This window comes from Pedobacter agri (assembly GCF_032678665.1).
Classification (GTDB): Bacteria; Bacteroidota; Bacteroidia; order Sphingobacteriales; family Sphingobacteriaceae; genus Pedobacter; species Pedobacter agri_A.
Genome location: NZ_JAVTSH010000005.1, coordinates 109,453 through 123,053, shown reverse-complemented (window position 1 = coordinate 123,053; position 13,601 = coordinate 109,453). Strand labels below are relative to the sequence as shown.

9 protein-coding genes are annotated in these 13,601 nt (G+C 39.3%); 6 read left to right on the top strand and 3 right to left on the bottom strand.

Features of this window, described 5'->3' with window-relative positions:
• Nucleotide 1: 1 nt before the first annotated feature.
• Together R2Q70_RS11795 and R2Q70_RS11790 are read right to left on the bottom strand one after the other, a co-directional pair.
• On the bottom strand, nucleotides 2-1,801 hold the full coding sequence (locus R2Q70_RS11795; RefSeq protein ID WP_316807778.1) for a RagB/SusD family nutrient uptake outer membrane protein: 1,800 nt from the start codon (nucleotides 1,799-1,801) through the stop codon (nucleotides 2-4).
• Nucleotides 1,802-1,811: 10 nt separating this feature from the next.
• Nucleotides 1,812-5,048 (bottom strand): TonB-dependent receptor, encoded by a 3,237-nt coding sequence (locus tag R2Q70_RS11790; RefSeq protein ID WP_316807777.1) that lies wholly within the window; start codon nucleotides 5,046-5,048, stop codon nucleotides 1,812-1,814.
• A 134-nt stretch (nucleotides 5,049-5,182) separates the two neighbouring features.
• On the opposite strand from R2Q70_RS11790, the gene R2Q70_RS11785 reads away from it, so the two are divergent.
• From R2Q70_RS11785 to R2Q70_RS11775, 3 genes are all read left to right on the top strand, one after another.
• Nucleotides 5,183-5,779 carry a TetR family transcriptional regulator gene (locus R2Q70_RS11785; protein ID WP_316807776.1) on the top strand — a complete coding sequence of 199 codons (597 nt, stop codon included), beginning with the start codon at nucleotides 5,183-5,185 and terminating at the stop codon, nucleotides 5,777-5,779.
• Between the two features lie 26 nt (nucleotides 5,780-5,805).
• Nucleotides 5,806-6,642 (top strand): AraC family transcriptional regulator, encoded by an 837-nt coding sequence (locus R2Q70_RS11780; RefSeq protein ID WP_316807775.1) that lies wholly within the window; start codon nucleotides 5,806-5,808, stop codon nucleotides 6,640-6,642.
• A 147-nt stretch (nucleotides 6,643-6,789) separates the two neighbouring features.
• On the top strand, nucleotides 6,790-7,581 hold the full coding sequence (locus R2Q70_RS11775; protein ID WP_316807774.1) for a glucose 1-dehydrogenase: 792 nt from the start codon (nucleotides 6,790-6,792) through the stop codon (nucleotides 7,579-7,581).
• A 172-nt stretch (nucleotides 7,582-7,753) separates the two neighbouring features.
• Here the strand turns inward: R2Q70_RS11775 and R2Q70_RS11770 are convergent, their stop codons facing one another.
• Nucleotides 7,754-8,473, bottom strand: coding sequence for a DUF92 domain-containing protein (locus tag R2Q70_RS11770; RefSeq protein ID WP_316807773.1), 720 nt, complete (start codon nucleotides 8,471-8,473; stop codon nucleotides 7,754-7,756).
• Between the two features lie 240 nt (nucleotides 8,474-8,713).
• Between R2Q70_RS11770 and R2Q70_RS11765 the strand changes: the two genes are divergently transcribed.
• From R2Q70_RS11765 to R2Q70_RS11755, 3 genes are all read left to right on the top strand, one after another.
• Nucleotides 8,714-9,091: a nuclear transport factor 2 family protein gene (locus R2Q70_RS11765; RefSeq protein ID WP_316807772.1), complete on the top strand. Its 378-nt coding sequence runs from the start codon at nucleotides 8,714-8,716 to the stop codon at nucleotides 9,089-9,091.
• A 175-nt stretch (nucleotides 9,092-9,266) separates the two neighbouring features.
• Complete coding sequence (locus tag R2Q70_RS11760) at nucleotides 9,267-9,710, top strand: SRPBCC family protein (protein ID WP_316807771.1); 444 nt, start codon at nucleotides 9,267-9,269, stop codon at nucleotides 9,708-9,710.
• Nucleotides 9,711-10,324: 614 nt separating this feature from the next.
• Complete coding sequence (locus R2Q70_RS11755) at nucleotides 10,325-13,537, top strand: TonB-dependent receptor (protein ID WP_316807770.1); 3,213 nt, start codon at nucleotides 10,325-10,327, stop codon at nucleotides 13,535-13,537.
• Nucleotides 13,538-13,601 lie beyond the last annotated feature (64 nt).

Sequence of the window (13,601 nt, the reverse complement as noted above, 5' to 3'; positions counted from 1 at the left end):
TTTACCAGCCGAATATTTGTTTTAAATTAGGATTTAGCAATACCTGACTTTGAGGAATTGGTCTGTAATAATATTTTGGCTCCAGGAAAGTACCATTATCGGCAATGGTTTGCACCGTTCCTGAAGTTCCGTTTTTCAAAAATACTCCAGCGTCCTGTCCAATGGTTCCGGTGCGGTAATAAATAAAATCTTTACCTAATGCATTTTTTTCCTTAACAGCGGGAATAGACTCATTATTCGCCAGTAAAATAATATCAGGAACATTATCACCAGTTAAATCATGTTTGCCCAAGCCGGAGAAATATATCCCTTCCTGTTCTTTTTCCAACAATTTTCCTGCATTCCAACGCATTAAATCATCAAAGCGGTAACCTTCTAAAGCCATTTCAATTCTGCGTTCTCTGCGTATCTCTAAAATAGCAGCTTTTTGTGCCCCAGAAACATTCGGATATCGGCTATTTTGTACCGGATCGATCGTTGGGTTCAAAGACATTGCCGGCATGCCTGCACGGGTGCGGATTAAATTGATACTTTGATCAAGGTCTGATTGAGTCAATTCACCAAGTTCTGCTTTCGATTCAGCAAAGGTTAACAAAATCTCTGCATATCGAAGAATTGGCACATCTACGGTTTGCATGGCAGCCGTTGTAGGGTCATTTACAAAGCCTTTTACCTGATGGTAGCCTGTAAAGTTTTTAGCCAGTTGTTGCACATACAAACCACCACCTTGCGAGTAAGTACGCACATTTGCAAGGTTAAAACCCGGATAAGCGTAGGTTTGGCTTAACCGAGGATCGCGGTTTTGAAACTCCTGTACAAATGAAAAGGTAGCATAACCGGCTTGATTGGTATAGTAAGTTCCATCTTTCATCAGGTAATCCTGCAATAAGTCTTTTGCCGGAGAAACCTCGTAATTACCAAATACTGTTTCGCTCCAGCCACTGTTGCGAATGCCGCTTTCGTTATAAACAGCCAGTAAAACTTCAGGATTGTTGAGTAAACTGGGTTGGATAAACAGGTTCAGATAATCCTGAGCTGGATTGCCGGTACTGTATAGTCTATACTTGGCGCTTGTCATGATGTCGCGTGATACATCCCTGGCAACCTGGAGAAATTGTGGTGCAGTGCTGGCCAGGTTCAACTCGCTATGATAACGTCTGTATGTTCCCTCATAAAGTGCAAATTTAGCTCGGTAAGCTTTCACAATGGCACGGTTTATGGCGCCGGTTTCAGCTGTTTCTCTCACATATTGCGCTGCAAAGGCATAATCTTCCATGATTTTATCCACAACCGTTGCACGGGGATCCCGACCTTTCATCAACAAGTCGTTATCATTGGTAGCTATTGTTTTATCATAAAAAGGGATATCTGAATAACGTTTTAATTTTGCCACATAAAATTGTGCCCTGAAAAACCTGGCCAATCCTTCGTAATGATTCAGCACTTCAGCACTTAAGGGCGCTTTTCTGAAATTATCCAGAAAGTCGTTGGCACTTCGCAATTGCCCCCAATCCCATCCGGCTGTTATGGTTGATGGACCAGGATTCCCGACCATCATGGTTTTAATTTCCACATTACCGGTTGTGGCCGCATTGTCTGTTGCCCGGTCATCATTAAAGATGCCCACGCCTGCAAAGTTGTATAAATTAGTAATGTATAGCTTCAAATCCTGCTCATTGTTAAAAAAGTTATCGCTACCGATTGAAGTTTGTGGTTGTCTGTCTAAAAAGTCTTTTTTACAGCCACTTAAGCTCAGCGTTGCCAAAGCAACACTAACAATATATTTATTAAAGTTTTTCATTTTGCTTTGTTTAAAAGTTAAGATTTAAACCCACTGAGAATCTTCTTTGCCATGGATAAGCATAGCCATTTCCAGCACGGTTGGTGTTTGTTGCCTGTGGGTTGAGTACATCATTTACATTGATCGATTCAGGATCGTAGAACTTTTTAAGTGCAGACCATTCATAAATATTTTCTCCACTAACATAAAATCTCAGGTTCGAAATGTGCCATTTTTTGGTAATGGAAGCTGGAATGGTATATCCAATAGTCACGTTTTTCAAACGCAGGTAAGAACCATTAAGCATGTAGCCTGTTTGCGGAATAGCGAGTCCTTTAGCATCGCGAATGTTTGTACCTAAGTTCACGTCCGCAAGCCACGACTGCAAAATCGGATATCGGGCGTTAAGATTCTGATTGGCCAGGCCTGCATTGATGTAAGCCTGCGAATGTTTCGCCATATCCACAGCACTGTCATTGTTCGGGCGATAGAAATCCAGCAAATGTGCATATCCTCCCGCATATGGCTGCTGATAGAATCCCCAGTAAAGGTAATCCAGCGGATAATAATCTCTCTTTGCAACCCCTTGGAAAAATGCCCTTACATCAAATCCTTTCCAGCTGGCGTTAAGGTCTAGTCCAAAACGGAACCGAGGTGCAGAGTTACCAATGATTGATAAATCTTTTGCTGCATCAGCAGTTAAACCTGTTTCAATTTTTCCGTTTCCGTCCTGATCGATATACTTCGGCCATCCCGGCACAATAGAAAGCGCACCCCAGGGAATAATGGAAGACTGATCTAAAGCATTAATTTCTGCCTGGTTTTGGAACAAGCCATTACTTTGCAATCCCCAGATTTCTCCAAGTTCCATCCCTTCGCGATATTGCGTTAAACTCTGGTTTGGGTTTTCAAATCTGGTGATATATGATCTGCTGTCAGACAATAAGAACCGGGCATTGAAATCAATGGGATCTTTAGCGGTTTTAAAACTTGTTTGGTAAGCGAGCGACAATTCCCAACCACGGTTGCGTAAATCGGCAGCATTTTCTCGGGGTTCTGTTGCGCCAAGTACATCTGGTAAATCTCGTCCATTTGCGAGCATGCCTTTGGTATTACGCTCATAGATATCGAAGGTTAGATTCACCTTATTGTTGAACAAACCAATGTCAGTACCAAGGTTTGCCGTATTTACCTTTTCCCAGGTATAATCTGGACTTACCAGGCCTGGTGTAGTAACCGTTAATGGAAGGGAACCACCGATGAGGTATCCGGAGCGTACAGGGTTGAAGGTAGAAATGTAGCCGTAGTTTGATGCAGCCTGATTACCTAAAGAACCATATGAAGCACGCAATTTGAGATTACTGATTACAGGGCGTAAACTTTGCATAAACGCTTCCTGATCTATACGCCAGGCAGCAGAAGCAGAAGGAAAGAAACCCCATCTTTTATCAGTTGGGAAACGCGAACTTCCATCATAACGGCCATTAAGCTCTAAGATATACTTATCATTAAAGATGTAATTCAAGCGAAAGAATAAACCTTGTACTGCCCAATCATTAATTGATTGCGTGGCAGAAAGTTCACCTGTAGCCAGGCCTATTGTTGGATACGATGCGGAAATCAAATTCGTTCTCCTGGTATCATTTTCCTCTTCGCGGAAGTACTCCTGGTTGTAACCTAGCAAGGCAGTAAAATCATGCTTTTGCCAACGCTTGTTGAACGTTACATAAGCATTCAGTACGGTATAGTCTTCAAAACCTGTCCATTTACGGGCATAACTATTTCCTTCTTCTCTTACATCATCAGGACCAAAGCCGATTTTATAAGGCACCGTATTTTCGTCATAGTTCGTAGCTCCCCTACGATAAGTGAAATCTGTATTAAATTTCAACATGTTTTTAAATAATGAAGCTTCGGCATTGAACTGGGTTTGAAGACTAAAATATTTATCACTGGCTTTTCCGCCATTTGTAAGTTGTGCGCCAGTGCGGCCTACAGCATTATTTGCCCATGTTCCATCTGGATTTTTATCATAATCAGTAGGAAAAAGATTATAAATACCTGTGATGGAATATTGGCTGGGATTTTCCCGCTGTGTTTTGGTTAAAAAAGTATTGTTTCCAAAACTCAGCCAAGGTGTAACCTGATAATTTACTTTGCTACGCAGATTATAGCGGTCAAAATAATCATCAGCAATTTTCAGCATCCCGTTTTGCTTATTATAATTTCCAGAGATGTAGTACTGTGCCTTTTCAGATTTTCCGCTTACCGATAAGGCATGGTCATGCGAATAGGTTTGGTCGTTTAAAAAATAACGTGTCCAATCCTGGTTACCCATATATTCCCAAAGTTTATTGTCACTGGGATTGATCCGCACTCCCGGAAGATCAGGATTATCTGACCTTTCTTTGGCATATTGGTAAAACTGGTCGCTATAATTTACATTATCCCATGGGGTATTATTGGTTGAAAGTTCTAATAAACGCGAATAGATATAAGGGTCAGTAACCTTATCAGGAATAACGGTCGGTTTATTTAACGAGACAAAATTACTGTAGCTAACGGTTACGCCGTCTTGAGTGCCGGTTTTGGTTTTAATTAGAATTACCCCAAAGGCTGCCCTTGCACCATAAATCGCAGAAGCAGATGCATCTTTAATCACCGAAATGTTCTCGATGTCTTGCGTTGCCAAACGATTGAGTTCTGCTGCATCAGAAGGCACATTGTCAATCAGGATGAGCGGATCTCCCCCATTGATGGATGTTATACCGCGAATATTAATTTTTGCCGTAGCGCCAGGTGCTCCGGAACCAAAATCGATGTTTAAGTTTGGCACTAAACCTTGCAAACCCTGAGCTACGTTTGCAATTGGCCGGCTGGCTAATGTTTTGGCATTGACTTGATCTACAGCACCAGATAGATTTACTTTTTTCTGTGTTCCATAACCTACCACAACCACTTCGCTCAGATCAGCGTCGTTTTTCTTTAAAATTACATCAACAGATTTACGGCTTCCAATCGCAACCTCCTGTTTAATGTAACCGATGTAGGTGAAAATTAATACCGCATCAGGATTACTTACGGTTAATGTGTAATGTCCGTCTACATCTGTCTGTGTACCGTTTGGTTTTCCTTTTTCTTGTATGGAAGCACCAACCAGCGTTTCACCAAGGTCATCTTTTACCGTTCCACTTACTTTTTGCTGTGCAAAAACGTTAACAGAGCCAAGTAAAAAACATACTAATAGGGATAAGTAAATTTTTTTCATGTTGTTTGATTTATGCTGCAAAGGAACCATCGGAATGTTAAGGCATCATAAAATATTTATTAAATAAATTGACCATTCAGTAAATCTATTTTAAAACATGTTAATTCGCAGAAAATTTATAGTTTAGAATTTGTATGGGAAGAAAAAGCTTAAAGGAAGGCCAGCAGAAAAAAATTATACAGGCCTTTTATGACATTGCCCGAATAGAAGGAATTGAAAATGTTTCTTTTGGTAAAATTGCCAAAGAGCTTGATATGCACCAGAGCTTAGTGGTACACTATTTTTCTAATAAAGATGAAATGTTGCTGGGCCTGATTGACTTTATCTTAACTGGTTACCAAAATGTATACGAACCTCAGGATGAGTATCAGGATCCGCTAAGCAAACTAAAAGCAGTGTTGGAAAATATCTTTTCGAGAAAGTGGAACAGCTATGTAGACGATAGTATTTTTTACAACTGCTTTGCACTTATTTTCAGAAATGAGAAGATTCGGGATCACTTTCGAGACCTACATGTATTGTTAAGAAAGTGGCTCGAAAAATTAATACAAAATTGTATTGATCAGAAACTGATTATTACCCAGGATGCAGAAGAAGCAGCGGATATTATCTTTGTGATTTCTGACGGTGCATATTATTACCTTAGTATGATTGCTGATCAGGACCTTTATAACAAGCATTTGGAACGGTACAAACGTGAGGCTTTCAAAGTGCTGGGTTTTTCATCATAACCAAAAGCATCAAATTTAAAAGAACCATGAAGGAAAAAGAATTGCTACCCGTACATGTTCTTCCCGATACCCCATTTATGGTATCAGAAGAGAAGGTGGCATTTGGTCAACATTTTCTTCACCACCGCATTCATTTTTATGCAATCATCTGGTTTACAGAAGATCAGGACATACACTACATTGACTTCGAACCTTACCCGATTAAAAAAAACACCATTTACCTTCTGGCAAAAAATCAGGTACACGCCATTCCCTCGCAAAGCCTGCCAAACGCCAGGGTAATCGTTTTTTCCAATGATTTTTTTCACGCCATAACCGAAACGGCGATCAACCAACTCTTCCTGCCGTTTGAAAATAATGGAATTGTGGTTCCACCAGACAAACTAACTGAACTGAACCATTTGTTTTTACTGTTACAATCCGAATTTCAGGGAGAATCTGACATGAAGTTACTGGAAATGTATACCAAAGCTTTCCTGCTAATCCTTCACCGATTCTCTAATGCACTACCCCTCAGCTTTTCTCATAAAGATGAAAGAATAATTCGTTTGCTGCAACTGATAGAATCAAATTTCAAGACACAGCAGCCAGTAACATTTTATGCTGCTCAAGTTGGATTGTCACCAAAAAGGATGAATGAAATACTTAAGGAAAGTCTTGGGTTTACCCTAAATCAACTTTGCAATCAATTGTTGTTACTGGAAAGCAAGCGTTCCTTACAGGAACCCGGGCAGTCGATTAAACAAATCGCTTATCAATTGGGATTCTCTGATCAGTCCTATTTTTCCCGTTACTTCCGCAAACATGCCAATATGAGTCCAGAGCAGTTCAGGGCTAATACAACACAAAACACTTCATTGTAAAAAATTGCCGTAAGTGTTCAAATAATGCTTACAAAAGTCCCGAAAGTGCTAATTATACCAGCTCAGTTTCTCCAACTTTGCTAATCAAGGATTGTTAATATCCTTACAACTGGAGAATGCCTGTCACATTCCCTTAAGTACAATCATATGGAAAAGTTAAAGAATAAAGTAATTATTATTACCGGTGCCGCAATGGGACTCGGACTTGCAAGTGCATTAGAAGCAGCCAAAAATGGCGCCTTATTGTCTCTGATAGATTTTAATCCCGAATCATTGGAAAATGCAAAAAATGAAATTAAGTCTGGTTATCCAGACACTCAAATACTGACCACCGTAGCTGATGTTTCAAATGAGGAATCAGTTAAAAGTTTCGTGGAAGATACCCTTAAGGCGTTTGGACGCATTGATGGTTTTTACAATAATGCCGGCATAGAAGGAAGACAGGCACCCTTGGTTGATTATGACCTGGAAGTATTCAAAAAAGTGGTTGATATTAATCTGATGGGTGTTTATTTCGGACTCAAATACATTATTCCTGTGATGCAAAAACAAGAATATGGCCGTATTGTAAATGTCGCATCGGTGGGCGGAATAAGAGGCGTGATGAACCAGACACCTTATGTTGCAACCAAACACGCTGTAGCTGGCATAACCAAAACGACGGCATTGGAGTATGGAAAATTTGGTATCCTTGCAAATGCCATTGCACCCGGAGCAATCTTAACGCCAATGGTGGCAGAAGCTTTTAAACAGGTTAATCCAAGTAATCCGCAGGCAGCCGAAGACGAATACGCAAAGGCTAATCCAACAAAAAGACTTGGCAGACCAGAAGAAGTTGCTAAACTGGTTGTCTTCTTGCTCAGCGACGATTGCAGCTACGTTAACGGACAGGTAATCGCCATTGATGGTGGACAATCAAATGCCTACGGAAATGTTTAATCACTGAGCGATTAAGCTCAAATAGCCTGAGTCATTTTCCTGCGTTGGTTATTGTCGCAGATCTGAATGAAGATCAAAATAAACGATGGCTTAATCCCATTCTAAATTTTGTGATTTGAATGGGGTTAAGCCATTGACGCTTGCTGGATGATAATTTTAAACACCGATTAGCTCAAATTACTGCGCCCAAAAGCAGTGCGATTAGTCCCGCTGATAGGGTGCTAAGAAAGTTGACGGCGTTGTTACCTATCAACCCTTTCCGTTCAAAAACAGCGCCCAAAATCGAATCCAACAGATTACCAAATGTTCCTGCAAGCACAATCCAAAAAAAGCTCAAATGAAAGCCGTAACCTATTGCATGTACCAATGCAATCAGGCAGCTGCCAATAAAACCGATTACCGAACCTTCCAAACTGATCACCCCATCCCTGCCGCACTCATCAGCTCTAAACGTTTTGATGTTGAAAAATCTGGTACCATAAACCATTCCGAGCTCAGATGACAAAGTATCTGCTGTGGCAGAAGCGAAAGCAGCCGCCATCGCCAGCAAAAGTAAATCAGTTTGCCGGGGATAAAAAAGAATTAATAGCCCAGCTAAAGCGGAAACACCCGCATTGGCCAAAACTTGAGAAACTTTTCTACCGGTTTTGTTTTCAGGGGTATCGACAAATTTATTTTTAAGTTCCTGTTTCCAGGATGTGGCCAGCGAGCCCAACAGGAAAAAGGCAGTCATCATCGCTACACCAGTTAGTCCGGCAGCCATAAATATGGTGATGGCCAATAAGCCTCCAATACAAGCGGCAGGCACGGTTAATTTTTTCGCTACAATACTATAGGCCATACCACCAATGATGATGATAGGCACTAGCATCATTTCAATTACACCTCCCATAAAGCATTAACATTCATTCCCCAAATCTAGCTTTTTCAACGTCAGGATAAAGATTAAATCATTTGATATCTAGAAACATTTGCATTAACCGATACATTGAGCGAAAACTTTGAAATTGAAAATATTACGACCTGTTTACACTGATGATCGATTCTTTATCATTCAGCACATTTATTTCCTAATTTCACCATATTAGAATGGGAAGCGGATTATAATTTGTAAACATTTAATTTTTGCATCATGAATAATATTTCGATCACAAAAACAAACATCTTAGCTCATGAAGAGCAGCTGTACACTGCCATGAAAAATGGTGATATCAATGTGCTGGACGAGCTCTTGCACGATGATTTATTGTTTATTATTCCTAGTGGAGATGTAATCACGAAAGCAATTGATATGGATACCTACCGAGAAGGAAAATTAAGAATTAAAGAACTCTTCCCTAAAATTGAAAACTTGAACATAATCCATGACACTGCTATAGTAACCGTAATCATTGAGATAAAAGGAGAATATAACGAACAAAAATTTGAAGCAAAATATCGCTACATCCGATTCTGGAAACAATTTGATGATGGCATTAAAGTGATAGGTGGAAGTGGAATGGCCATTTGATTAACTCAAGAGCCGACCAACAATTAGGGAAAAGTGATCTAAATTCTGAAAAATAACGTTTTGAAGATATCAACATTGAGCATCGAGCGATCAGACAATTAGCAGATTGATTACCAGAGAAAAAAGGGAACCTTTTAACTTGAATGCTGTTGTATTTATAAATCCCTATCATATTATGAAAAATGAACCTATCACCATCACCAAAAATTTTAAGGTTAGTGCAGCTGAACTTTTTAAAGCCTGGACGGAAGCGTCTGCACTGAAAGCCTGGTGGAAACCAGCCGGCCGAACCTTGACTACCTTAGAGAATGAGATTGAAGACAGCGGTAAAATACTTTACAAATTTGAAGACGAATCGCAGGAAGGGCAACTTACTATTGAGGGAGAATATCAAAGTGTGTTACCTGAAGAAAAATTAGTGTATACCTGGAATTGGATTATGGACAACCAGGCGCTGGAAAATGGAAACTATCTTTTAACCGTCGAATTCAAAGATGCAGAAGATGGGTCGCAGCTCATCGTCACACAAGAAAATCAGAGCGAGCATGAAGGAATACATCCCCACCAGGAAGGCTGGGAAGATGCGTTAAATTCTCTTAAAAGTTACCTGGAAGATTAGCCTAAATCTGTTAACTATCTTTTTAAATATTGCATTGGTCGCTAAAAAACTGGCCAATGCAATTATTGCGTTTTTAGCGCCACTGCTAAATGCCCACCGTTTTTTTATTGTCTTCGTTTTATTGCCGAATAAAAATTCTCCCAATTCCTCGAAAACATCTTCTCTTAGCTGAGCAGTATCAGCTTTTATAATCAATTCTAGAACTTCCAAATCATAACATTTTCAATGAATCAGGGAAGTTAATCTCACCACAAGCTTGTCAGAATTTTTGAACCAAATTGCTCTAATCTGATCTTTTTGTGAGCCTCATTCTAACCTCAGGTATTAGCCTCCATAATCTTTCAAAGAAATTTAAATATATGCTATTTTGAATGCCCTGAGAAAATTTAAACACCTTTTACAGGATAGAACAGGATGGAATAATTATTTAAATCCGCTAATCTCGTATAAAATTCAACCAAATATATAAACGGTATCAGTGACTAACTTCGAGCTTATCGTAAGTAATGCGCTTATTTAATTACAAAAGCACCAAGTTTAAGCGCTAAGTATGTAATAGATATGCCACTCATTGATTCCAAAACACTAACCGAATATTAATTAAAATCATAACCATGTATTTGAATTTCCAATCAAAATCAAATCATCGGCTAAATGCGTCGAGCAGAAAAAAGTTCCTCATTATGGGTGCCTCTGCTTTGTCATTTATGCTCATGAGCACAACCGTTTTTGCGGCAACAGATGCCGAAAATGTAAACGTGTTTTTCGAAAAGAATAGCAAGAAGCTTGATGTAACTTTAAAAGGAAAAATTACCGACGATAAAGGAGAAACCCTCGTTGGCGTAGTGATCAAAGTGAAAGGAACTTCCGTGGTTACTACAACTGATGCGAATGGTGCTTTTTCAATCAACATTCCATCAACAGTTACTGATCCGATATTAGTGGTAACTTATGTTGGCTACGTTACTCAAGAGGTTCCCGTTAGCGGAAAAACCACCATCGCCGTTCAATTAAAAAGTTCCATTAATGATCTTGATGAAGTTGTAATCGTGGGGTACAACGCTGTAAAGAAAAGTGATTTAACGGGATCAGTAGTAAGTGTTGGTGCGGAGGAGATTAGATCAAGACCGGTAACAAATGCATTGCAGGCTATTCAGGGTAAGGCAGCAGGTGTTGATATCACTTCAAATGAGCGCCCGGGCCAATTAGGAAGTATATTAATTCGTGGAGTAAGATCAATCAACGCAAGTAATGCGCCCTTATATGTTGTAGATGGTATTCCCTTGCAATTTGGCGGAATAGATGCGATTAATCCAAATGACATAGAAAACATTGACATTTTAAAAGATGCATCTGCAACAGCGATATATGGATCACGCGGTGCAAATGGCGTAATTCTGGTTTCGACAAAAAAGGGTAAAACAGGTCGTTTAACCATGGACTATGTAGGTACAGCAACAATTGAAACCCTGCAGGATAGAATGGAAATGATGAACTCAGAACAATATGTTCAGTTCAGAAGGGATGCCTACCGACGTGTTGGGTTTTTAAATCCTAATGCAGCAGCAAACTCTACCTATCCAATAGTACCAACATTGGCTGATGACAGAAGAATTTTCGCAGGCGATAACTATACGCTTGAGAATATACAGAAAGGTTGGGCAAATGGTACTTATGATGGAAGCTTAATTCCAACCACTGATTGGGGCGATTTGGTAACGCGAACAGGTGTTACTCAAGATCATGTATTAAGCGTAAGCGGTGGTACAGATAAAATTAAGGCCTATGGTTCATTTGGTTATTTAAATCAAACAGGAACCCAATTAGGGCAGGATTTTGAAAGATATAGTGGGAAACTAAGTGTTGAAATTAACCCAGTAAAATGGTTTAAAATGGGACTAAATTTGAATGCAACCTATGGACTGCAGAATTACGGTTTCCAGGCAGCGAGCGCATCTGGCGCTGGCAATATTTACGCTGCAGCTCGTGGAATGTTACCTTTGGCCATTCCATTTGATCCTAATGGAAATAGAATTAACCTGCCCGGAGGTGATATCAATATTCAGAATCCTGTTTTAGAAGCAGATTACAATATCAATTTGCGTAAAACACTTAGAACTTTAGGCTCTGCTTTCGCTGAAATCAACCTGATGAAAGGTTTAAAATACCGTATTAATTTCGGACCTGACTTTTCAAACTTTTACAATGGTAGGTATCAGGATGCCCGTTCTGTAAATAGAGATGCCGGCGTACCTGGATCTAATAACAACTATGCTCAACTAGATCAGAGTAATAAATTTGCCTATACATTAGATCATTTAGTATATTATGATAAAACTATAGGCAAGCATAATTTCGGGGCAACATTATTACAAAGTTCGTCATATAATAAAGATGAGTCTTCCTCAATGCGAGGTAGCCGAATCAATCTGGCAGCACCACTTTGGTATGGATTGAGAAGTGCCAACATTACTGCTTTGGATGGTTTTGATACTAACCTTTCAGAAACCAATCTCGAATCTTACATGGGAAGGATTAATTATACCTTTGATAATAAGTATTTGTTAACCGCATCTGGCCGTTGGGATGGTGCCTCACAATTGGCAGCTGGTAATAAATGGGATTTCTTCCCTTCTGCTGCATTTGCGTGGCGTATAGATCAGGAAGATTTCATGAAAGATATTAAGTGGGTTAATTCACTTAAAGTTAGGTTAGGTGTGGGTAGCACCGGTAACTCATCAGTACAAATCGGTAGTACACTCGGTTTATTACAACCCCTCACCTATACTTTTGGTAGTGCTGCTCAGGTAGGATATGTTGCTTCTGATGCTTCATTAGCGAATCCTATTTCTTTCCCAAATAAGCTACTTAGCTGGGAAAAAACTTTGCAATATAATTTAGGTTTTGACTTTGGATTATTAGGCGGCCGAATTTCTGGTTCCTTGGATATTTATAAATCAAGAACTACTGGCCTGATTTTATTAAAAGACATTCCGATTATCAATGGTTATGGAACTTCTTTCGATAACATAGCCGAAACTAAAAACAGAGGTTTGGATTTAACTTTAAACACGATCAACCTGAAAACGAAAGATTTCACTTGGGAATCAACATTGAATTTTTCAGTAAGTAAAGATGAAATTGTAAAACTGAATACTGGAGACATTATTGCAAATCGTTTATTCCTTGGCCAAAGAAATGGTGTAGCGTACGACTTTGTAAAAGAAGGCATTTGGCAAAATACGACAGAAGATTTAGCCGAAATGGCAAAGTTTAGAGCTAATGGCGCCAATTTTAATCCAGGAGACATTAGAGTAAGAGATTTAAATGGTGATTATAGAATCGATGCAAATAATGACCGTCAGGTAATTGGCCACTATAACCCAAGTTGGACTGGGGGATTAACCAACACATTTGGTTACAAAAATTTTGATTTATCGATTTTCATCGTAGCCCGATATAATTTCTTAATAGAAACTGGTGCAGAAGCATTACAGGGTCGTTTTGCGCAGCGAGTTTTAGATTATTGGACACCTACTAATCCTACAAATGACTACCCATCACCAAATTACGCCAGCGCAGCTGGAGACCAGTACAAGAGCTCTATGAATTATCAGGATGGATCTTTCATTAAAATCAGAAACATATCATTGGGTTATAACTTTGCAGAAAATATCGCGAAGAAATTAACTTTATCCAGATTAAGAATTTATGCACAAGCAGTTAATCCAGGTTTAATTTATTCCAATATCAAATGGATTGATCCTGATTTAGGAGGTTCTACTTTTAACAGAGGTGTAGTATTTGGCGTTAATGCAAGTTTCTAACCTATAAATTGATTTTAAAGTTTACGTAATCTAATTATGTAAGCTTCACTTCATAAAAAAATAT